10 protein-coding genes are annotated in these 24,062 nt (G+C 68.2%); 7 read left to right on the forward strand and 3 right to left on the reverse strand.

Annotation, left to right across the window (positions count from 1 at the left end):
* The 3 genes from AB4083_RS21385 to AB4083_RS21395 form a co-directional block, all read left to right on the forward strand.
* On the forward strand, window positions 1–3,078 hold a 3,078-nt coding region (locus AB4083_RS21385; RefSeq protein WP_441610532.1), incomplete at its 5' end, for a YadA-like family protein.
* A 65-nt stretch (window positions 3,079–3,143) separates the two neighbouring features.
* Window positions 3,144–3,986, forward strand: coding sequence for an OmpA family protein (locus AB4083_RS21390; protein WP_441610533.1), 843 nt, complete (start codon window positions 3,144–3,146; stop codon window positions 3,984–3,986).
* The gene (locus AB4083_RS21395) at window positions 3,983–4,336 is read left to right on the forward strand and encodes a hypothetical protein (RefSeq protein ID WP_441610534.1); all 354 of its coding nucleotides are present in this window, start codon (window positions 3,983–3,985) and stop codon (window positions 4,334–4,336) included. The genes AB4083_RS21390 and AB4083_RS21395 overlap by 4 nt, the downstream gene beginning before the upstream one ends.
* A gap of 46 nt (window positions 4,337–4,382) precedes the next feature.
* Here the strand turns inward: AB4083_RS21395 and AB4083_RS21400 are convergent, their stop codons facing one another.
* The gene (locus AB4083_RS21400; RefSeq protein ID WP_441610535.1) at window positions 4,383–4,583 is read right to left on the reverse strand and encodes a hypothetical protein; all 201 of its coding nucleotides are present in this window, start codon (window positions 4,581–4,583) and stop codon (window positions 4,383–4,385) included.
* Window positions 4,584–4,663: 80 nt separating this feature from the next.
* Window positions 4,664–4,915 (reverse strand): GlsB/YeaQ/YmgE family stress response membrane protein, encoded by a 252-nt coding sequence (locus AB4083_RS21405; RefSeq protein WP_441610536.1) that lies wholly within the window; start codon window positions 4,913–4,915, stop codon window positions 4,664–4,666.
* A gap of 763 nt (window positions 4,916–5,678) precedes the next feature.
* On the opposite strand from AB4083_RS21405, the gene AB4083_RS21410 reads away from it, so the two are divergent.
* On the forward strand, window positions 5,679–18,077 hold the full coding sequence (locus tag AB4083_RS21410) for an autotransporter-associated beta strand repeat-containing protein (RefSeq protein ID WP_441610537.1): 12,399 nt from the start codon (window positions 5,679–5,681) through the stop codon (window positions 18,075–18,077).
* Window positions 18,078–18,191: 114 nt separating this feature from the next.
* On the opposite strand, the gene fabV is transcribed toward AB4083_RS21410, so the two are convergent.
* On the reverse strand, window positions 18,192–19,394 hold the full coding sequence (gene fabV / locus AB4083_RS21415) for an enoyl-ACP reductase FabV (RefSeq protein WP_441610538.1): 1,203 nt from the start codon (window positions 19,392–19,394) through the stop codon (window positions 18,192–18,194).
* 252 nt (window positions 19,395–19,646) lie between these two features.
* Between fabV and fusA the strand changes: the two genes are divergently transcribed.
* From fusA to AB4083_RS21430, 3 genes are all read left to right on the forward strand, one after another.
* A complete protein-coding gene (gene fusA / locus AB4083_RS21420) occupies window positions 19,647–21,812 on the forward strand; it encodes an elongation factor G (protein ID WP_441610539.1) in 2,166 nt (721 codons plus the stop codon).
* A 565-nt stretch (window positions 21,813–22,377) separates the two neighbouring features.
* Window positions 22,378–23,439 (forward strand): catalase family peroxidase, encoded by a 1,062-nt coding sequence (locus AB4083_RS21425; protein ID WP_441610540.1) that lies wholly within the window; start codon window positions 22,378–22,380, stop codon window positions 23,437–23,439.
* Window positions 23,439–23,984 carry a cytochrome b gene (locus tag AB4083_RS21430; protein ID WP_441610541.1) on the forward strand — a complete coding sequence of 182 codons (546 nt, stop codon included), beginning with the start codon at window positions 23,439–23,441 and terminating at the stop codon, window positions 23,982–23,984. Before AB4083_RS21425 ends, AB4083_RS21430 begins: the two co-directional genes overlap by 1 nt.
* Window positions 23,985–24,062 lie beyond the last annotated feature (78 nt).

Consider the following 24,062-nt stretch of genomic DNA (forward strand, 5'->3'; position numbering starts at 1 on the left):
CAGAACACCACGAACATCGCCAACAACAGCACGGCGATCACCAACCTGGGCAACCAGACCACCACCAACACCAACAACATCACCTCGCTGCAGCAGGATGCGCTGCAGTGGAACAGCACGCTGGGTGCTTACGACGCCAGCCATGGCAGTGGTTCGCCGCAGAAGATCACCAATGTCGGTGCGGGCACCTTGTCCTCGACCAGCACCGACGCGGTGAACGGTTCGCAGCTCAATGCCACCAACCAGCAGGTGAACCAGAACAGCACGGACATCACCAACCTGGGCAACCAGGTCAACAACGTCTACGCCACCGGCACCAAGTATTTCCACGCCAACTCCACCGGCGCCGATTCCAGCGCCGTGGGCACGGATAGTGTGGCGATCGGCCAGGGTGCGGTGGCAAACCAGGCCAGCGATGTGGCCTTGGGCGCCGGCTCCACCACGGCCGCCGTGGTCGGTACGGCCAATGCCACCATCAACGGCAAGAGCTACACCTTCGCGGGTACCACGCCGGGCAGCACGGTGAGCGTGGGGGCCGGCGGCGCCGAGCGCACGCTTACCAACATGGCTGCTGGCCGCCTCAGCGCGAGCAGTACCGATGCGGTGAACGGCTCGCAGCTCTTTGCCACCAACCAGGCGGTGGACGACCTCGGCACGCAGATCGGCACGCTGTCCGGCAATGCGGTGCAGTACGACAACGCCGGCAAGACCAGTGTGACCTTGGGCGGTGCGGGTTCCACCACGCCGGTGAACCTCGGCAACGTGGCGGCGGGCAATCTGTCCTCGACCAGCACGGATGCGGTAAATGGCTCGCAGCTTAATGCGACCAACCAGCAGGTCAGCCAGAACACCACGAACATCGCCAACAACACTACGGCGATCACCAACCTGGGCAATCAGACCACCGCCAACACCAACAACATCACCGCGCTGCAACAGGATGCGCTGCAGTGGAACAGCACGCTCGGCGCCTACGATGCCAGCCACGGCAGCGGTTCGCCGCAGAAAATCACCAACGTCGGCGCGGGCACCTTGTCCTCGACCAGCACCGACGCGGTGAACGGTTCGCAGCTCAATGCGACCAACACCACGGTCAATAACCTTGGCAGTTCGGTCGCGACCTCGCTGGGCGGCAACAGCAGCTACGACCCGAGCACCGGCACGGTCACCACCTCGCTCGACTACAACGGCGGCACCTATACCTCGGTGCAGAACGTGCTGAACCAGATCGGCGGCTCGATCAACGGCGGCGGGATCAAGTACTTCCACGCCAACTCGACGCAGGCTGACAGCGTGGCCGCGGGCACCGACAGCGTTGCCGTCGGTCCGGCCGCGAATGCCTACGGCAATGGCTCGATCGCGCAGGGCCTCAATGCAGCAGCCGGCGTGAGCGGCAACGCTGCCGTCGCCAACGACATCGCACTGGGCAATGGCGCCAAGGCTACCGGTGGCGACTCGATCGCGCAGGGCACCGGCGCGGTGGCCGATGCGGCGGGCGCGGTGGCGATCGGCCAGTCCGCCACCGCCACCGGCGGCAAGGCGGTTTCGATCGGCGTCGGCAACGTCGCCTCGGGTAACGGTGCGGTGGCGATCGGCGATCCCAACACCGCCACCGGCACCGGCGCCGTCGCGATGGGCGCGAACAACACCGCCAGCGGCCAGGGCGCCGTCGCCATGGGCAACCAGAGCGCGGCGAACGGGCAGGGTGCGGTGGCGCTGGGCAATGCCTCGACCGCCAGCGGCGCGGGTGCCGTGGCAATGGGCGATACGGCTCATGCGTCGGCGCAGAACGCCGTGGCGATCGGCTCCGGCGCCACGGCCAGCAACGCCGGCGACGTCGCGCTCGGTGCGGGTTCCACCACCTCGGCGGCGGTGGCCACCACCGGCACCACCATCAATGGCAAGAGCTACAACTTCGCCGGCACCACGCCGACCAGCACCGTGAGCGTGGGCAGCGCGGGCGCCGAGCGCACCATCACCAACGTCGCCGCTGGCCGCATCAGCGCCACCAGCACCGATGCGGTGAACGGCTCGCAGCTCAATGCCACCAACCAGGCGGTGGAGAGCCTCGGCTCGCAGGTCAACAACCTCAGCAGCAACGCCGTGCAATACGACAACAGCGGCAAGAGCAGCGTCACCCTCGGCGGCACGGCTTCGACGGATGGCGGCGTCACCGGCGGCACCACCATCACCAACGTGCACCAGGGCGCGCTCAACGCCACCAGCACGGACGCGGTGAACGGTTCGCAGCTCAATGCCACCAACCAGCAGGTGAGCAACAACAGCACGGCCATCAGCAATCTGCAGAACGGCAAGGACGGCTACTTCCAGGTCAACGACAGTTCCGCCAAGGGCAAGCCGCAGGCCAGCGGCACGGACGCCACTGCCGGCGGCGCCGGCGCGGTGGCCTCGGGCGGCAACAGCACGGCGGTCGGTTCCGGTGCGCAGGCGTCGGCCAGCAACAGCGCGGCGGTGGGCAGCGGCTCGGTGGCCGATCGCGCCAACAGCGTGTCGGTCGGTGCGGCCGGCAGCGAGCGGCAGGTCACCAACGTCGCCGCCGGCACGGCCGCGACCGATGCGGTGAACGTCAGCCAGCTCAAGGCCTCGCAATCGGGCGTGGTGAAGTACGACAGCACGACCAAGGGCGATACCGACTACGGCAGCGTGACGCTCAACGGCGGCGGTTCGCCTGCCGTGATCCACAACGTGGGGCCGGGTACGGCGACCACCGACGCGGCCAACGTCGGCCAGTTGAACGATGCGCTCAACCAGGCCAAGGACTGGTCCAAGAGCTATACGGACAGCCGTTTCGAAACGGTCGACCGCAACCTCAACCAGATCGGCAACCGCGCCAATGCAGGTATCGCCGCGGCCATGGCGATGGCCAGCCTGCCGCAGGCCTATCAGCCGAACCAGAGTTCGGCGGGCGTGGCGCTGGGCAACTTCCATGGCGAAACCGGCATCGCCATCGGCGTATCGACCATCACCGAGAGCGGCCGCTACGTGTTCAAGCTCAACGCCACCACCAATTCGCGCGGCGATGCCGGCGTGGGCGTGGGCGCGGGCATGGTGTGGTGATGAGTGCGGAGCCTCGGATCCCCGCGGGGATTCGAACCCCGGCCATGAATTCAGGAGTACGGACAATGACTATCTCCTTCAAATCCTTCGCCCTGCTGCTTGGCGTCGTCGGCATCGCTGGCGCGCTCAGCGCCTGCGGCAACCTGAGCCGCGGCATCGCCCGCGACGGCCGATCGGCCGAGGCGCTGGCATGGCCCGCGCCGGGCGACGCCACGCCGATGCACAAGGACGGCAGCTTTCCGCTCGCCGCCAACCTGCAGCAGCTCGGCGCCGGCCTCGGCAAGCAGCAGGTTTCCGCGCTGATCGGCTATCCGCATTTCAGCGAAGGCGTGTGGGGCGTGCGCGAATGGAACTACGTGTTCCACTTCCGCGATACGGGCAGCGTCACCACCTGTCAGTTCAAGATCCTGTTCGACCAGGACCAGCGGGCGCGCAGCTTCTACTGGAAGCCGGAGGCCTGCGTGCGCTACCAGCAGCTGGCGGCGGTGCCAGCCGCCTCGACGGAGCGCTTCATTCTCTCGGCGGATGCGCTGTTCGCCTTCGACCGCGACTCCATCGCCGACATGACCAATGACGGCCGCGCGCAGCTCGATGCGCTGGCCGGCAACCTGCTGGCGCAGAAGCAGCGCGTCGCCAATATCCGCATCGCCGGCTACACCGACCGGCTCGGCAGCGATGCGCACAATGACCAGCTGTCCGGCCGCCGCGCCTATGCGGTGAAGGACTACCTGGTCGGCCGTGGCCTGCCCGCCGAATGGTTCCAGGCCGAAGGCCTGGGCGCCGCGGACCCGGTGCGCGATTGCGACGAGGCGCAGCGCGAGGCACTGATCGAATGCCTGGCGCCGAACCGGCGGGTGGTGGTGCAGGTCAGCCTCAGCGACGTGGCGATCGCGGAGCGCAACCGTTGAACGACTGTTGCGCCGCCACCGCATGGCCAACCCGGCGGCGCGAGTTGCCGGACGTGTTGCGCCTGGTGGCGGACTCGCGCACGCGGCCGTACCACAGCCCGCATGACATGGCTTTGTGGCGCGAGCTGGCCGTCATCGCCGCCGATGCGCGGCCGGACGATCCGGCTTCGCTGGCGCGGATCCGCCTGCCGTTGCTGCGGCGCATCCTGGAAGCGGAGTGGGGCGTGCCGGCGCTGCGCGATGAACTCGCGCTGGCGATGCTGCGCGCGGAAGACCGCTTGATCGCGGTCGATCCGGAGATGCGCGATGTGCTGCGCCGCGTGGTGCTGACATTGCGGCGGCTGTACTGAGCGGCGTGGCTTGGGGTTCGCTGTGCTCACCCCAATCTGTGCTGGCTCAGCAGCGGTCCACCGCAATGGTGTGACCGCAGCTGACCAGTTCGATGCGCGTGTTGTCGTCGTTGCATTGGCGCGCGAGCAGGCGCGCCAATTTGATTGCCGGCCCCAGGCGCAAGCCGCCCGAGACGGCCAGGTCGCCGGTCCACAGGGTCCACAGTCCGTTGTGGTCTTCCTGGATGCGGTAAACGATGGTTTGCATGATGTCGCCCCCCGGCTGGCGCGCGCGACGGCATGCCACCGTCGCGCGCGTCGCCTTGCGGTTTGGATCGGCTGAGGTGCTCAGGCGCGTTTGAACAAACGCACCACGAACAGCAGCACGATCGCGCCGAGCGTGGCGGTGACGATCGAAGCGACCAGTCCGCCGCCGAGGCTGATGCCGAGCACGCCCGACAGCCAGCCGCCGACAAAGGCGCCGACGATACCCACCACGATGTCGACCAGCAGGCCGAAGCCGCCGCCCTTCATCACCACACCGGCCAGCCAGCCGGCGACTGCACCAATGACCAGCCACGCCAGAATGCCGTGCGTCATGTCATGCCCTCCGTTCGTTGATGGAACGGCCGTGCGGGAGTGCCCCCGTGCTCCGGCCGCGCGGCCCGTCGCGTGATGCGGCCGGGCTGGGCGGCAGTCTAGGAAGCGGTGTGCGGTGGCTCTTTCAGATAAGTCCGACTCCGGCGCGTGAAAGCCGGTTTCGTGCGGCGGCCGTTCAGTCTGGCGCCGCGTTTGTTGGCTTCGTTCTTGCTGTTGGGATTTTTCCTATTGCCAACGGCTGATTGACGGCCTGTTCACGCCTCGTGGCGGCAAACTCCGCCGCGCGCCCATTTCGTGATACGGAGCGCAGTTTTTACGGAAAGGAACATCGCCGCCGCTCCTCCCGGCGTGGGGAGCGGACGACCGGCAGGGGATCGAAGCTCGCGTGCAGAGTCGCGCGAATCCTTCGATGGAAGTGGACCGACCGCTTCACACAAGCGGCGGACCGGCTCGCGGCAGTTCGGGGGCGTGGAACGACCTCCATGGGGTACGCGAGCTGGCGACGGTGCGGTGCCTATCGGTAAGGAGGCTGTCATGCAGGTGCTTCGTTCCAGCTATCGCCGTGGCCCATCCCCATGCGATGAGCCTCCCTCGGCGGCACCACCAGACCCACACCCCGCGTAAGCGGCGTGGGAGGGGATTCCTGATTTTCGCTTGATTGCGATCCGCCGCCCGCAGGGCGGCACGTCGCCGTGTGTCCGCGCGCCCGCGCGGGCCGATGGCGGCTGCGGTGCGTGCCCATTCGTGCAAAGGAGAGATCGTCATGCAGGTGCATCGTTCCGGCCGTTTCGGCCGCCGCCCTCTGGTCCAAAGCATCCTGCTGGCGCTGGCGCCGGTCATCGCGCTGCCATTCACCACCACCACGGCATTCGCCGCATGCACCACGGCCGGCGCCACGGTCACCTGCGCGACCGGCTCCAGCACCAACAATCTTTCCAACAGCACCGCCAATGTCACGGTGAACGTGCAGACCGGTGCGGTGGTCAGCTCGCCGCCGATCGTCGGCGGCAACTCGCTCACGCTCAGCGGCAACGGCATCACGCTCAACAACCAGGGCACGATCGATCCCACCACCAACAGCGGCGGCCTGGCGCTGGTGATGGCCGGCTCAGTGATCGGCAACGCCACCGCCAACACCATCGCAGTGAACAACCAGGCCGGCGGCACCATGCGCGGCATGTTCAACATCGCCACGCTGTTCGGCTTCGGCGGGCAGGCGCTGACGGTGCAGAACGGCAGCGGCGGCACCACCACCTTGAGCAACGACGGCACCATCGGCATGGCGTTGCTGGCCGGCGGCAACACGGCCGATGCGGCGGCAGTGGTGACCTATGGGGGCGGCAGCGTCAACTTCACCAACACCGGCACCATCACGGGCCGCATCGGCCTGGGTACGGCGGGCAGTGGCAGCAACAGTCTGCTCAATGCCGGCACCATCAACGGCAGCATCTACCTCGGCGATTCCGCGGCCGGCAGCACTTTTACCGCGGTGTCCGGCTCCAGCATCAACGCCTCCGGCGGCACCGCCATCGCCGGCGCGATGACCGGCGTCACCGGCGTGAAGCTGGCCGCGGCCGGCACGGTCAGCGCGGGCACCGGCGCGAGCAACAGCCTGATCCTGCAGAACTCCGCCGTCGGCCCCGGTTCGGGCACCGGCGGCGCGATCACCACGATCGGCGCCACCGGTTATCTCGGCTTCCAGCACCTGACCGTGCACAGCGGCAGCTGGAACCTGCAGGGCGCGCTGGTCAGTGCGGATGCCACGTTCAATGACGGCCTGATCAACTTCAATAACGCCAACGTCTTCGGCAGCGGATTGTTCACGGTCAACGGCGGTGCGTTGGCATCGTCCACCGCGGGCTTGTCGCTCGGCAACAACGTGGCGCTCAACGGCAGCCTGACGCTCGGCGGTGCGAACAGCTTCGGCCTCGGCGGACTGTTGTCCGGCACGGGTGGCCTGGCGATCAATGCAGCTGCGCCGATCACCCTGGGCGGCGCCAATACGTTCGGCGGTGGCATCGCGCTCAACGCGGGTGGCCTGGTGGTGGCGAACGCCTCCGCGCTCGGCAGCGGTGCGTTGGGCGTGGGTGGCAATGTTTCGTTCGATGCCTCGGTCGCCTTGTCACTCGGCAACACAGTCAACCTCGGCGCGGGTGGCACGCTCAACCTGCTCGGTGGACAGCCGCTGGTGTTCAACGGAGTGCTGGGCGGCGTCGGCGGCCTGGCGAAGAGCGGCGCCGCGCTGCTGACCTTGAACGGCGCCAACGCCTTCACCGGCGGTCTCGCGCTCAACGCCGGCGGCCTGATGCTGGGCAACGGCACGGCGCTCGGCACCGGTGCGCTGAACGTCGGCGGCAACGCGACGCTCGATGCCTCGCTCGGCCTGTCGCTCGGCAACGCCGTGAACCTCGGCGCCGGCACCTCACTCAACCTGCTCGGCGGGCAGGCGCTGAGCTTCAATGGATTGATCGGCGGCACCGGCGGCCTGGCCAAGAGCGGCAGCGCGCTGCTCACCTTGAACGGCGCCAACACCTTTACCGGTGGCCTGGCGCTCAACGCCGGCGCCTTGATGCTGGGCAACGGCAGCGCGCTCGGCACCGGTGCATTGAACGTCGGCGGCAATGCCACGCTCGACGCATCGCTGGGTCTGTCGCTGGGCAACGCGGTGAACCTCGGTGCGGGCGGCACGCTCAGCCTGCTCGGCGGCCAGGCGCTCAGCTTCAACGGACTGATTGCCGGCGCCGGCGGCTTGGCCAAGAGCGGCAATGCACTGCTCACCTTGGGCGGCGCCAACACCTTCAGCGGCGGCTTCGCGCTCAACGGCGGTGGCCTGCTGCTCGGCAATGCCGGTGCGCTGGGAACCGGCGCCTTGAATGTCGGCAGCGCCGCCACCTTCGATACCACCGGCGCGTTTGCGTTGAACAACAACATCGCCATCGGCGCTGGCGGTTCGCTCAACCTGCTCGGCAGCAACGCGCTCACCTTGAACGGTGGCCTGTCGGGCGCAGGCAGCCTGCTGAAGAACGGTGCCGCCACGCTGACGCTGGGCGGCGCGAACACCTTGAGCGGCGGCCTGTCCATTCTTGGCGGCGGCCTGGCCCTGGGCGCCGGCGGCAGTCTGTCGCCGAGCGCGGGCATCACACTTTCGGCTGGCACCAGCCTCGACCTCTCGGGCGCCAGCGCCGATCAGGCGATCGGCTCGCTGGCCGGTCTCGGCGGCTCGCTCAATCTCGGCACGCACACGCTCACCTTCAACGGCCTGGGCGACACCAGCTTCGCCGGCAGCATCGCCGGCAGCGGCGGCCTGGTGAAGCTGGGCACCGGCATCCAGACGCTTGCCGGCGCCAGCACGTTCGGTGGCGGCGTGGCGTTGAATGCGGGTGGCCTGCTGCTGGGCGATGTTGCGGCCCTGGGTACCGGCGCGCTCAGCGTGGGTGGCAATGTCTCGCTGGATGGCACCGGCGCCTTGTCGCTGGGCAATGCGGTCAACCTCGGCGCGGGTGGCACGCTCAATCTGCTCGGTGGTCAACCGCTCACTTTCAATGGCGCGATCGGCGGCGCCGGTGCGCTGGTAAAGACCGGCGGCGCATTGCTCACCTTGAATGGCGCCAACACGTTCACTGGCGGCCTGGCGCTCAACGGTGGCGGATTGCTGCTGGGCAATGCAGGTGCCCTGGGTACCGGCACGCTCGGCGTGGGTGGCAATGTCACGCTCGACTCTTCGCTGGGCTTGTCCTTGGGCAATGCCATCAGCCTCGGCGCGGGCGGATCGCTCAACGTGCTCGGCGGGCAGCCGCTGGTCTTCAATGGCGGCCTCACTGGCGCAGGCGGCTTGATCAAGAGCGGCGCCGGTCTGCTGACCTTGAATGGCGCCAACGATTTCAGCGGCGGCCTCGCGATCAATGCGGGCACGCTGGCGATGGGCGCGGGCGGCAGCCTGACCGCCAACGTCAACGTCGCGCTGGCCGCCGGTGGCAGCTTCGATCTCAGCGGCGGCGCGAACCAGACCATCGGCACGCTGGCCGGTCTCGGTGGCACCGTCAATCTCGGCGCGCACACGCTGACGCTGGGCAATGCGACCAGCCAGACCTTCGGCGGCCTGATCAGCGGCACGGGTGGCCTGGTGAAAGTCGGTGCCGGCATCCAGACGCTCACCGGCGCCAACACCTTCTCCGGCGGCCTCGCGCTGAATGCCGGTGGCCTGTTGCTCGGCAACGGTGCCGCCCTCGGCACCGGCACGCTCGGCGTCGGCGGCAATGTCACGCTGGACGGCACCGGTGCCTTGTCGCTCGGCAACGCGGTGAACCTCGGCGCGGGCGGCACGCTCAACCTGCTCGGCGGCCAGCCGCTCACCTTCAATGGCGTGATCGGCGGCGCCGGTGCACTGGTGAAGAACGGCGGCGCAGTGCTCACCTTGAATGGCGCCAACACCTTCAGTGGCGGCCTGGCGCTCAACGCGGGCGGCCTGCTGCTGGGCAATGGCGCGGCGCTGGGTGCGGGTGCGCTCAACGTCGGCGGCAACGTCACGCTGGATGCTTCGGCCGGACTCACGCTGGGCAATGCGATCTCCCTCGGCGCAGGCGGCTCGCTCAACGTGCTCGGCGGCCAGCCGCTGGTATTCAGCGGCGCTCTCACCGGCGCGGGTAGCTTGATCAAGAGCGGCGGCGCGCCGCTCACCTTGACCGGCGCCAACACTTTCACCGGGGGCCTCGCCATCAACGCCGGCACGCTGGCGATGGGCGCGGGCGGCAGCCTCAGCGCCAACGTCGATGTGTCGCTCGCTACGGGCGCGATGTTCGACCTGAGCAGCGGCACGAACCAGACCATCGGTTCGCTGGCCGGTCTCGGCGGTGCGGTGAATCTCGGTGCGCAGACGCTGACCCTGGGCAATGCCACCAGCCAGACCTTCGGTGGATCGATCAGCGGCACGGGTGGCTTGGTGAAAGTCGGCGCCGGCATCCAGACCTTGACGGGTGCCAACACCTTCACGGGTGGCGTGGCCTTGAACGCGGGCGGCTTGCTGCTGGGCAACGGAGCGGCCTTGGGCTTCGGCGCACTCAACGTTGGTGGCAATGTCACGCTGGATGGCACCGGTGCCTTGTCACTCGGCAATGCGGTGAATCTCGGCGCAGGCGGCACGCTCAACCTGCTTGGCGGCCAGGCGTTGAACTTCAACGGCGCGATCTCTGGCGCCGGCGCGCTGGTCAAGAATGGCGCGGCGTCGCTCACCCTCAACGCCGCCAACACCTTCACCGGCGGCACCACCGTCAATGCCGGCACGATCGCGCTGGGCGCGAGCGGCAGCCTGGCTGCGAATGGCGCGCTGAACCTGGCCGGTGTCGGTGCGAGCCTGGATCTTTCCGCGGCGGGCGCCGATCAGGTGATCGGCGATCTGTCCGGCGTCGCCGGCAGCAGCATCCTGCTTGGCAGCCACAATCTTGGCTTGGGCGGCGCCGGCAACCTGAGTTTCGGTGGTGCGATCGGCGGCAATGGCGGCATCCTCAAGCTGGGTGCAGGCATCACCACGCTGACCGGCGCCAACACTTATCTCGGCGGCACCACCATCAACGCCGGCACCTTGGCGCTGGGTGCGGGTGGCAGCCTGGCCGCGAATGGCGCGGTGAATCTCGCCGGCGCCGGTGCGGCTTTCGATATCAGTGCCGGCGGCAACCAGGCGATCGGATCGCTGGCTGGCATCGCCGGCAGCGCGGTGAACCTGGGTGCCAGCGCGCTCACCCTGGGCGGCGCGGCCGATGCGAATTTCGGCGGCGCCATCGCCGGCACGGGCGGCCTGATCAAGAACGGTGCGGGGATCCAGACGCTCGGCGGCGCCAGCACGTTCAGCGGTGGGCTCACGCTCAACGCGGGTGGCCTGGTGGTCGGCAACAACGCGGCGCTCGGTACGGGTGCGCTCAATCTCGCCGGCAATGGCTCGCTCGCTGCCAACGGCGCGGTCAACCTGGCCAACAACATCGGGCTGGGCGCGGGCTTTGGCCTGAACGTGCTGGGCAACGGTGCGCTCACCCTGGGTGGCGTGCTGTCCGGCGCCGGCGGACTCGCCATGAATGGCGCTTCCACGCTGACACTGACCGGCGCCAACAGCTTTACCGGCGGCACCACGATCAATGCCGGCACCCTCGCGCTTGGCACCGGCGGCAGCCTCAGCGCGACCGGTACGGTGACGCTCGGCGGCACCGGCCTGTTCGATATCTCCGGCGGCGGCAACCAGTCGATCGGCCTGCTTGCCGGTGCGGGTGGCAGCGTCAATCTCGGCGCGAACACGCTGACGCTCGGCGGCGTGGGCAGCGGCAGTTTCAGCGGCGGCATCGGCGGCACCGGTGGCCTGATCAAGCTTGGCGCGGGCACGCAGAGCCTGTCCGGCAACAACAGCTTCACCGGCGGCATCGCGCTCAATGCGGGCGGCCTGAGCGTAGGCAGCAATACGGCGCTGGGTTCCGGCACGCTCACCGTGGGTGGCGCCGCCACGCTCGACGCGGATACCGCCGTCACGCTTGCCAACAATCTGCTGCTCAATGCCAACCTGAGCTTCGGCGGCAGCAACACGCTCACCCTCAACGGCAACCTCAGCGGCACGGGCGGGGTGATCAAGAACGGCGCCGCCGCGCTGATCTTGAACGGCACCAACAGCTATCTAGGCGGCACCTCCATCAACAGCGGCACGCTCGCACTGGGTGCGGGCGCCAGCCTGGCTGGCAGTGGCACGGTGAATGTCGCGGTCGGCGCCACCTTCGACCTGTCGGCCGGCAATGGCACGCAGACGTTCGGCACGCTGACCGGCGGCGGCACGGTGAACATGGGCGCCAACACGCTCAATGTCGGCGGCGCCACCAACGGCACCTTCAGCGGCGGCATCGCCGGCAGCGGCGGCGTGGTGAAGATCGGTGCCGGCGTGGAGACCTTCACCGGTGCCAATACCTATACCGGCGGCACCGTAATCAGCGGCGGCACGCTGGCACTCGGCGCCGGCGGCAGTCTCGCGGCGGATGGTGCGGTGTCGCTGATCAATGCAGGCACCGGCTTCGATATCAGCGCGGGCGGCAACCAGTCGATCGGCACGCTGTCCGGCGTGGCCGGCAGCACGGTGAACCTGGGCGCCAACGCACTCACCCTGGGCGGCGCGATCGATGCGAGTTTCGACGGCAGCATCGGCGGGACCGGCAGCCTGATCAAGAATGGCGTGGGCATCCAGACGCTCAATGGCGCCAGCACCTTCAGCGGCGGCGTGACGCTCAATGCCGGCGGCCTGGTGGTGGGCAACAACACGGCGCTGGGCACCGGCGCGCTCAACGTCAATGGCAACAGCACGCTGGCTGCCAACGGCAATATCAGCCTTGCCAACAACGTGATGCTGGGTAGCGGCCTCACCGTGCAGGGCGCGGGTGCGCTGACGCTGGGCGGCGTGGTCTCGGGTGCCGGCAGCCTCAGCATGAATGGCGGGTCCACGCTCACCTTGACCGGCGCCAATACCTTTACCGGCGGCACCAACATCAATTCGGGCGTGCTGGCGATCGGTGCGGGCGGCAGTCTCGCCGCGACCGGCGCGGTCACGCTCGGTGGCACGGGCGCGTTCGATATCTCGGCCGGCGGCAACCAGACCATCGGGTCACTCGCCGGCGCTTCCGGCAGCGTCAATCTCGGCGCCAATACGCTGACCTTCGGCGACGCGAGCAACCAGGCCTTCGCCGGCACCATCGGCGGCACTGGCGGACTGCTCAAGAACGGCACGGGCATCCAGACCTTGTCGGGCAACAACACGTTCAGCGGCGGCGTCGCGCTCGTCGACGGCGGCCTGATCGTTGGCAGCAATACCGCACTCGGCACCGGCACGCTTACCGTGGCCGGCGCTGCCACGCTGGATGCCAACAACGTCGTCACCCTCGCCAACAACATCGTGCTCAACGCCGGCTTGACGGTCGGCGGCAGCAACGCGCTCACCCTCAATGGCAATCTCAGCGGCCTCGGCAGCCTCACCAAGCAAGGCGCGGCGACGCTGACCTTGAACGGCGCCAACACCTATACCGGCGGCACGCTGATCGACAGCGGCACGCTGGCGCTGGGCGCGGGTGCCAGCCTCAATGCCGGCGGCATCGTCAATGTCGCCACCGGCGCCACCTTCGATCTATCCGCCGGCAACGGCGCGCAGACCTTCGGTACCTTGACCGGCGGCGGCACGGTCAACATGGGCGCCAACGCGCTGCATGTCGGTGGCAGCACCAACGGCACCTTCAGCGGCGGCATCGCCGGCACCGGCAGCCTGATCAAGGACGGCGCCGGCACCGAGACGCTGACCGGCGCCAACACCTATACCGGTGGCACCGTCATCAATACCGGCACGCTGGCGCTGGGTGCGGGCGGCAGCCTCGCGGCCACGGGTGCGGTATCGCTGATCAATCCGGGCGCTGCGTTCGATATCAGTGCCGGCGGCAATCAGGCGATCGGTTCGCTCGCAGGCGGCGTGGGCACCACGGTCAGCCTGGGTGCCAATGCGCTCACCTTGAACGGTGTGGGCAACACCAGTTTTGCCGGCACGATCTCCGGCACCGGCGGCTTGATCAAGAACGGCACGGGCGTGCAGACGCTCAGCGGTACCAACACCTTCGCCGGCGGCGTCGCGCTCAATGCGGGCGGATTGAACCTGGGCAACAGCGGCGCGCTGGGCGCCGGTGCGCTGACCGTCAACGGTGCGGCAACATTGGACGGCACCACCGGCTTGAATCTCGCCAATGCCGTCACTCTCAATGCCAACCTCGACGTGCTGGGCAGCAATGCACTGACCTTGAGCGGCGCGATCGGCGGCGCCGGCGGCTTGACCAAGGACGGCGCGGCGACGCTGACGCTGACCGGCGCCAACAGCTATGCCGGCGGCACCACCATCAATGCCGGCACCTTGGCGCTGGGTGCGGGCGGCAGCCTCAGCGCGACCGGCACGGTCACCTTGGGCGGCAGCGGCGCATTCGATATCGGCGCGGCCGGCAACCAGACCATCGGCGCGCTGGGCGGCGCCAGCGGCACGGTCAATCTGGGTGTGGCCAACCTGACCCTCGGCGGCGCCGGCAGCAACGTCTTCGCCGGCGCCATCAACGGCAGCGGCGGCTTGATCAAGAACGGCGCCGGCGTGCAGACGCTGTCCGGCGCCAGCACCTTCAGCGGCGGCGTGACGCTCAACGGCGGCGGGCTGGTGGTCGGCAACAATGCGGCGCTGGGCAGCGGCGCGCTCAATGTGGGGGCGTCGGCGACGCTGGATGCGAGCGGCCCGATCACGCTGGCCAACGGCGTCACGCTCGGCGCGGGCGCCGCGCTGGACGTGCTCGGCGGCAGCGCGCTCAGTTTGAATGGCGCGGTGAGCGGCGGCGGCAGCCTGGTCAAGGATGGCAATGCGACGCTGACCTTGAACGGCGCCAACACCTATACGGGCGGCACCACGATCAATGCCGGTGCGCTGGCGCTCGGCGCCGGCGGCAGCCTCGCGGCCACCGGCGCGGTCACCCTCAACGGCAGCGGCACGCTGGATCTCAGCGCGGCCGGCGGTGCGCAGACCATCGGCGCGCTGAGCGGCGCCGGCGGCGGCATCAACCTCGGCGCGAATGCGCTGGCTTTCGGCGACACGACCCATCAGGCATTCGCCGGAACGATCAGCGGCAGCGGCAGCCTGGTGAAGAACGGCAGCGGCGTGGAAACGCTGTCCGGCAACAATACTTTCAGCGGCGGCGTGGCGCTCAATGCGGGCGGATTGATCGTCGGCAGCGCGAATGCGCTGGGCACCGGCGCGCTCGCCGTCAACGGCGCGGCGACGCTCGATGCCACCGCCGCGCTCAACGTCGGCAACAACATTGCGCTCAATGGCGGCGCCACGCTGACCCTGCCCGGTGCCGGCGGTGCCGTGAATCTCGGCGGTGCCGTCAGCGGCAGCGGCAGCCTGGTCAAGGACGGTGCCTCCACGCTCACGCTGGGCGGCGCCAATACTTTCAGCGGCGGCGTCACGCTCAATGGCGGCGGCGTCATGCTGGGCAACAACGGCGCGTTGGGTACCGGCGCGCTCACCGTCAATGGCGCGGCGACGCTCGACGCCTCCGCGCCGGTGTCGGTGGGCAATGCCATCGCACTCGGCGGCGGCACCACGCTGACCTTGCCGGGCGCGGGCGGTGCGCTCGCGCTCAACGGTGCGATCAGCGGCGCCGGCAACCTGGTCAAGGACGGCGCATCGACGCTCACCCTGGGCGGCGCCAATACTTTTACCGGCGGCTTGACCAGCAACGGCGGCGGCCTGGTGCTCGGCAATGCCAATGCGCTCGGCACGGGTGCGCTCAATGTCGCGGGCGCCACCACGCTCGATGCAAGCGGACCGCTCACCGTGGCCAACAACGTCACGCTCGGCGCCGCACTCAACGTCGGCGGTGCGCAGGCGCTCACGCTGGGTGGCACGCTTTCCGGCAGTGGTGCGGTGAACGTAGGCGGCACGGCGCCGCTCACCTTGAACGGCGCCAACACCTTCACCGGCGGCGTCACGCTCGGCGGCGGCAACCTGGTGGTTGGCAATGCCAATGCGCTGGGCACGGGCGCGCTGACGGCCAACGGCGGCTCGCTGCAATCCAATGCCGCGGTGACGCTGGCCAACAATGTGAGCGTCGGCGGCAATGGGCTCACCGTGCAGGGCGCGCAGGACCTGGGCCTCAGCGGCAGCCTCAGCGGCACCGGCACGCTGGACAAACAAGGCACCGGCACGCTCACCCTGGGCGGTTCGCTCGGCGGCTTCGGCGGTTCGCTCGCGGTGAACGGCGGCACGCTCACCGCCACCTCGCCGTACAGCGGCGGCATCAGCGTCGGCACCGGCGCGACTGCCAACCTGCAGGGCAGCGGCAGCAGCGCGACGGTGAATGGTCCGCTGGCCGGCACGCTCAACCTGGGCGCCGGCAGCGCGGTCAATGTCGGCTACGGTGCCCTGAGCGGCATCACCGGCACGGTGAACGGGCAGGGCGCCGGCAGCGCGGTCAACCTCACCGGCAGCGGCGAGGCGACCTTGCCTTCCGGCGCCTTCAACAACATCGACAACCTCAACGTAGGTGCGGGCGGCACGCTGGGCATTGCCGGCGGCACCGCGGCGAGCTTCGCCGGCGGCAGCACGGTTGGCGGCAACCTGGTGGTGAACAGCAACGGCAGCCTCGGCGGCCCGGCCACGATCGCCAGCAGCGGTGGATTGATCGGCAGCGGCACGGTCGGCGGCAATGTCACGTTGAACGGCACGCTCGCACCGAGCGGCCTGCCCGGTGCCGGCGGCATGGCGGCGGGCAGCGGCGCGGCGGGCAGCACCATCACGCTGGGCGGCTTGAACAGCGGCAGCACGGCGATCACCGATATCCGCGCGACCGCAGCCGGCACCAGCGACCATGTGCAGGTCAACGGCGCGGCCACGCTCGGCGGCCAGCTGGTGGCGCTGCCGGCGGCCGGTTCCTACGCGCCGACCACCACCTACACCATCCTCAACGCCAACGGCGGCCTCAGCGGCAGCTACGCCAGCGTGGTGCAGAACCTGCTGCCGTTCCTAACCGCGAGCGTGACCACGCAAGGCAACGCGGTGCTGCTGACCCTCACCCAGGCCGGCAGCGGCGCGCCCACCGGCACGCCGTTCAACCAGTACCCGGGCCTGTCGTCGAACCAGGTGGCGATGGCCACCTCGCTGCAGACCATCTCGCAGCAGACGCCGCAGCGCCTGACCACGCTGCTGGGCTATGCACGCGGCCTCACCAGCGACCAGGTGATCCGTTCGTTCGACACGCTGACCGGCGAGACCTATGCCTCGTCGACGCGCTACGAACTCAATGGCCAGAGCCAGCTGCTCGATACGGTGCTGCATCGCCTGAAGCTGGCGCGCGACACCGGCGAGCAGGGCAGCGCGGTGTGGGCAGAGCCATTCACCTACAGCTCCAGCCGCGATGCGACGAACGGCATTGCCGAAACCGACTACCGCATCCGCGGCGTGATCGTCGGCGCGGATACGTCGCTCGGTCCCGACCTGCGCCTTGGCGCGCATGCCAGCTTCACCAACTCGCGTACGCAGGTGGACAGCCGCCGCGACTTCGTCGACACCGACCAGTACACGGTGGGCCTGCATGCGTTGTACATGCCGGTCGAGCAGTGGTGGGTGGAAGGCGCGGCCTCGTACGGCTGGCAGCGCGCCAGCGGCGACCGCACCATCCAGGTCGGTCCGCTGTTCGACTCGCGCGCCAGTTCGCGCTACGACGGCAAGTCGCTCAATGCCGGACTGGAAGGCGGCTACCGCTTCAACACCGGCGCCTGGCATCTGGAGCCGTTCGTCGGCGCCTACTACGCCAAGGTGAAGTACGACGCCTTCAACGAGCAGGGCGCGGGCGACGCCAACCTGGCGGTGGGCCGCTCGCGCGCCAGCAGCATGGCGTACGGCGCGGGTCTGCGCGTGATCGGCGATTTCGCCAAGCAGGCCAATGGCACGCAGATCCACCCGATCTTCCTGCTGCGCTACCTGCACGACACGCGTGCGAATGCCGATGCCACCACCAGCGTGGCCTTTGCCAGCGCGCGGGACGTCGGCTTCGGCGTGAGCGGCACGCCCGGCGTGCGTAACCACTGGCAGGCGGGTGCAGGCCTGAGCTTCGATATGTCGCCGCAGGCCAGCGCCTACTTCTACTACACCGCCGACATCGCCAGCCGCGGCGACAGCCATGCCGCCAACCTCGGCGTGCGCTGGAGCTTTGCCGCTCCGGCCGCGGCGATGGCGGCAGGCGCACACCGGATGGATGCGCTGCCGGCGGCACCGCTGGCTCCGGCTGCAGCATCGGCACCCGTAGCGGCGCAGGCGGCGGACGATCCATCCTCGCGCGGCGACAAGGCCGCACCGATCGTCGCCGGGGCTGCGCTGGTGGCCGCGGGTGCGGGAGCGGTCGAAGCCGGCAAGCCGTTGGCTACGGACGACGCCCCGCTGGGCAAGTGCAGGCCGCGTGCGGCGGCCGGCGCCAAGAAGGCGGCCATCGCCAGGAGCAGGCACGTCGGCCCGCGCCATGTGCCGGCGCCGGGCACGGGTGCCAAGCCGACGGTGGTGGCGAAGAAGAAGAGGGTGGCCCCGGCCAAGCCGAAGCCCGCGGCGGCCGAGCCGCTGTGCGACGGCTAAGCGGGAAATGAAAAGGGCGCCTCTGCATCGAGGCGCCCTTGCTCAGTTCTGACGCAGTCGGCGCAGGTTGGGGTTCGCTGCGCTCACCCCAACCTACGCCCGCTGCATGCGGGATCAGGGTTGCACGACGTCGAAGCGCACGTCCGGATCGACCTCGGCTGCGTAATCGACGTCCTTGCGCCCGAAGCCGAACAGCTTCTGGAACTCCGCCTTGAAGCCTTCGTAATCGGTGATCTGCTTCAGGTTGGCGGTGGTCACCGTCGGCCACAGCGCCTTGCAGGCCTGCTGCACGTCGTCGCGCAGTTCCCAATCGTCCAGGCGCAGGCGGCCATCGGCGTCCAGCGGCGCGGGCTTGCCGTCGGCGCGGTACATGAATTCGCGCAGCAGGCGGTTGGCCTGCTCGATGCAGCCTTCGTGGATGCCCTTTTCCTTCATGATGCGGAAGGCCAGCGACACGTACAGAGGGATCACCGGGATCGCCGCGCTGGCCTGGGTCACCACCGACTTCATCACGCCGACGCGGGCGTCCACGCCGGGGTGGCGCTGGCGCAGCTCGCTGGCGGTGTTGTCCAGGTGCTGCTTGGCCTTGCCCAGGGTGCCGTGCCAGTAGATCGGCCAGGTGATCTCGGTGCCGACGTAGCTGTAGGCGATCGTCTTGGCGTCCTGTGCGAGCACGCCGGCCTGGCTGAGGGCATCGATCCACAGCGCCCAGTCCTCGCCGCCCATCACGGTGACGGTGTCCTTGATCTCCTGCTCGGTGGCCGGCTCCACCGTGGCCTGGATCACTTCGTCCTTGTCGGTGTTGACCGAGGTGGCGGTAAAGGTTTCGCCCACCGTCTTGAGGGCGGAACGCACGACCTCGCCGGTATCCGGCAGCTTGCGCACGGGCGAGGCCAGCGAATAGACCACCAGGTCGATCGGGCCGCCCATTTCGTTCTGGATGATCTCGATGGCCCGCTGGCGGGTCTCGTTGGCGAAGGCGTCGCCATTGATCGACTTGCTGTACAGGCCGGCCTGCTTGGCCGCCTCGTCGAAGGCCCAGCTGTTGTACCAGCCGGCGGTGCCGGGCTTGGCCTCGCTGGAGGGCTTCTCGAAGAACACGCCCAGGGTCGCCGCCCCGAAGCCGAATGCCGCGGCGATGCGCGAGGCCAGTCCGTAGCCGGTGGAAGCGCCCAGCACCAGGACCCGCTTGGGGCCAGTTGGGGCGGCGGCGCCCGCCTGGCGGGTGATGCCGATCTGCTCGAGCACGTTCTGGCGGCAGCCGGTGGGGTGGGCGGTGACGCAGATGAAGCCGCGGATCTTGGGGTTGATGATCACGAGTCTCGGGTCCGTCTTGGGCGTGAAAGCGGGGCATTTTAGCCAACTGGCGCCGATTTGCCCGTACGGGTACGTAGGTTTGGCGCCGGGCGGGGTAGGCGGCGAGGCCGCCTGGGGTAAGGGTTTGGGGCGGTCCGGCGTCGGTTTTCGGGCGATCGCCGTGTCGCGCCACTGGAATCTCTAAGCCAAACCCCTAACATTAGGGGGCTAAATTCCACCCGACCCATTCACCTCACCTATCGGAACGGCCGTATGCCACGCCAGAAACCGCTAACGCTCTATCGCAACATCGGGATCATCGCCCACATCGACGCGGGCAAGACCACCACGACCGAGCGCGTCTTGTACTACACCGGCAAGAAGCACCAGATCGTCGACGTGCACGACACCAAGGACGGCAAGGGCTCCACCACCACGGATTACCTGGAGCAGGAGCGCAAGCGTGGCATCACCATCCAGTCGGCCGCCGTGTCGACCGAGTGGAAGGGCCACCAGATCAACGTGATCGACACCCCCGGGCACGTGGACTTCACCATCGAAGTCAACCGCTCGCTGCGCGTGCTGGACGGCGCCGTGGTGGTGTTCGACGGCGTGGCCGGCGTCGAGCCGCAGACCGAGACCAACTGGCGCCTGGCCGACCAGTACAACGTGCCGCGCATGTGCTACGTCAACAAGATGGACCGCATCGGCGCGAACTTTAAGCACTCCGTCGACGGCATCAAGAACCGCCTGGGCGCCAATGCGCTGCTGTGCCAGGTGCCGCTCGGCAGCAACGACGAGTTCATCGGCATGGCCGACCTCGTCACCGGCCTGGCCTATATCTGGCAGGGCGACGACAAGGACAGCACCTGGGAGAGCATCCCGCTGGACCAGGTCGCCAGCCATCCGAAGTGCCAGTTCACCGCCACGGGCGACCGCGAGTGGGTGGAAAACCTGGCCAAGCTGCATGAGGAAACCATCGAGCGCGCGCTGGAGATGGACGACGAGGCCTTCGACAAGCTGCTGCACGCGGGCGATGTGGAAACCTACGTCAAGAGCGGTGATTTCAGCCTGGAACTGCTGAAGAAGGCGATCCGCAAGGGTTGCGTGACCGGCAAGCTGGTGCCGGTGTTCTGCGGCTCCTCGTACCGCAACAAGGGCGTGCAGCAGCTGCTGGACGCCGTGGTCGACTACATGCCGTACCCGGGCGAGAACGGCGGCATCGCGCTGGTCGACGAGGACGGTCACGTCGTCGGCGAACAGGGCGTGGTTGACGAAGCCCCGGCGCGCCTGCTGGCCTTCAAGGTGATCAACGACCAGTTCGGCAGCCTGACCTTCTGCCGCATCTACTCCGGCGTGATCAAGAAGGGCGACACGCTGCAGAACGTCACCCGCGGCAAGAAGGAACGCATCGGCCGCATCGTCGAAGTGCAGGCCAATGCCACCAAGGACATCGAGGAAGTGCGCGCCGGCGACATCTGCGCCTTCGTCTCGCTGAAGGAAACCGAGACCGGCGACTCGCTCACCGATCCGGCGCATCCGGTGCTGCTGGAGCGCATGCGCTTCCCCGACCCGGTGATCAGCGTGGCGGTGGAGCCGAAGAACCGCAACGACATCGACAAGCTGTCCAGCGCGCTCTACAAGATGGTCAAGGCCGATCCGTCGCTGAAGCTCGAAGTGGACAAGGAAACCGGCGAGACCGTGCTCAAGGGCATGGGCGAGCTGCACCTTGAGATCACCATCGACCGCATGCGCACCGAGCTGGGCGTGGATGCGAGCATGGGCAAGCCGCGCGTCAGCTTCCGCGAAGCGTTCGGCAAGACCGTCGAGCACACCTACACGCACAAGAAGCAGTCCGGCGGTTCGGGCCAGTTCGCCGAAGTGAAGGTCATCTTCGAGCCGGGCGAGCCGGGCAGCGGCGTGGTGTTCTCCGACGAGATCGTCGGTGGCCGCGTGCCGCGCGAATACATCCCGGCGGTGGAACATGCCGTGATGGTGGAGTCGCGCGAAGGTCAGGTGGCCGGCTATGAAGTGCTCGACTTCAAGGCGCGCCTGGTGGACGGCAAGTACCACGACGTCGACTCGTCCGCGCTGGCCTTCGAAATCGCCGGCAAGGCGTGCTTCCGCGAAGCGCACCGGATGTCCAGCCCGAAGCTGCTGGAGCCGGTGATGAAGCTCGAAGTGGTCACCGAAGCCGACTACCTCGGCGACGTGATCGGCGACATCAACCGCCGCCGCGGTTCGATCAGCGACCAGGGCCAGCGTGGCACCAACGCCTTCGTGCAGGGCTTCGTGCCGCTGGCGGAGATGTTCGGCTACATCAACTTCCTGCGCTCGGCCACCAGCGGCCGCGGCACCTTCACCATGGAGTTCGACCACTATGAGGAAGTGCCGGCCAGCATGGTCGCGAAGCTGATGGAAAAGGAAGGCGGCAAGTAAGCGCCATTCCTGTCTGATCGATCTGCCTGATCGAGAACAGAAGCCGCCGGGTTCGCCCGGCGGTTTTTTTATGGGCGCCCGTTTTTATGACGCCCATAAAAATGGCCCCCTTGCGGGGGCCAGGCCATCCGTTGGGAAATAGCCTGTCGGGAGGGTTGAAAGGGGGGTCAAGACCGTCCCGACGGGTGACTAGATACTGGGCGCGGCGTGAAGGCGCCGTCAGTACGAACGAGGTCTGCATCACGGCTTTGAAAAGCGTGACGCAAGGCCCGGATTCTCGCTTCTTGGGCGGATTTCACACCTTGCTCATCGACCCGGGTGGAAGTCGTCCATGAGCATCGTTGCCTCCCGAATGCAGAACCTCGCGTTTGCTTTCGGGGCGATCCCAGGGGCCCCGCACAGGATGCCTTTCTTTTTGCGGACATCAGGCTGGCCTGGCCATCGGCCATCCGTTAGGCAGGCAGAGGCTTCTCTGAGAGGTAACCTCCAGAGTTGTCCCTACGAAAACAGCGCATCGTCGGCTAGCCAAAAGGCAGGTGTCATGGGATCGAACGGGAGTGGGGCAGTGCGTCGCGCACTGTGGCGCGTCGGTGGCTGGTGGCGTTATGGAGTGATTGTCGGCGCACCGCTGGCGCTCGCTGCGGGCTTCGGTTACGCGGGCGGCTGGCTTGCGCCGGGCCGGCTCAGCGCGCAGAAGCTGGTCGATCAGCTGCAGGCCAATGCCGGCGTGCATCCGGGCTATCGCCGCAACCACGCCAAGGGCGTGTGCGTGGCGGGCACGTTCACCGGCAACGGTGCATTGCAGCCGTATTCGAGGGCACAGCTGTTCGCTCCCGGTGTGGTGCCGGTGGTCGGGCGTTTCGCCATTCCCGGTGGCAATCCTTACGCGCCGGACAGCAGTGCGCCGATCCGCAGCATGGCGCTGCGGCTAACCCAAGCCAATGGGCAGCAGTGGCGTACGGGCATGAACAGCATGCCGGTGTTTCCGGTGGCCACGCCGCAGGCGTTCTACGCCTTGCTGCAGGCCCAGCAACCCGTTGCAGGCACCGGCAAGCCGGATCCGGCCAAGGTCGGCGCGTTCTTTGCTGCGCATCCGGAAACCGCGGCGTTCCTTGCCTGGGTCAAGGGTGCGAAGCCCTCGTCCAGCTATGCGGTGGACAGCTATTGGAGCTTGAACGCGTTCGAGCTGGTCGATGCGCAGGGCGCCCATCACGCGGTGCGCTGGCGGATGGTGCCGGAAGCGACGGCGGACGGCAGCGCAGGCCAGGGCGAGGATTATCTCGCGGCCGACCTGGTGCAGCGACTGGCGGCCGGTCCCTTGCGCTGGCATCTGCGGGTGACGCTGGCCGATCCCGGCGATCCTACTTCGGATGCCACCAGGACCTGGCCCGCCGAGCGTCGCGAGATCGATGCCGGCACGCTGGAGTTGACCGCGACGCAGCCGCAGGACAGCGGCCCCTGCCGCGACATCAACTACGACCCGCTGGTGCTGCCGGACGGCATCCAGGCTTCGGACGATCCATTGTTGCCCGCGCGTTCGGCGGCTTATGCCGATTCGTATCTGCGTCGCACCAGCGAGGAAGCGCACTTGCCCGATAGTGCGATGGCGAAGAAGGAGGCCCGCTGATGGCACGCCCGACCGATATGTTCGTGTGGCCCGCGCGCTTGCTGCATTGGCTGATGGCGATCCTGATCATCGCGATGCTGTTCATTGGCGTGGGGATGGTGGCTTCGGTGTCGGAGCGGCACGATTGGCTGGTGCGGCTGCACAAGCCGCTGGGAGTTGCGATCCTGCTGCTGGCGGTGGTGCGCCTGGCGGTGCGCTTGCGGCATCCGCCGCCGCCGTTGCCGGCGGATCTGCCGCTGTTGCAGCGGTGGGCGGCATTGGCTTCGCATTGGTTGTTGTATGGCTTGATGCTGGCGTTGCCGCTGGTGGGGTGGGGGATGTTGTCGGCGGGCGGGTATCCGGTGATGTTGAGTCACTCGTTGCGCCTACCGGCGATTTTGCCGGCGAATGCGGCGGTGTTTGCGGTGTTGCGGCATTTGCATGCGTGGTTGGCGTTGTTGTTGTTCGTCACTTTTCTTGGGCATCTTGGGGCGGCGCTTTATCACGGGTTGGTGCGGCGTGATGGTGTGCTCGGGAGCATGGTGGGGTGGCGGCCGCGCGGTTGATGATCCTCGTCATTCCGGCGTAGGCCGGACGAGCGCGTAGCGCGAAGAACGCCCGCAGGGCGGCCCCGAAGGGGTGAG

This window comes from Dyella sp. 2RAB6, assembly GCF_052115385.1.
Lineage (GTDB): Bacteria > Pseudomonadota > Gammaproteobacteria > Xanthomonadales > Rhodanobacteraceae > Dyella_D.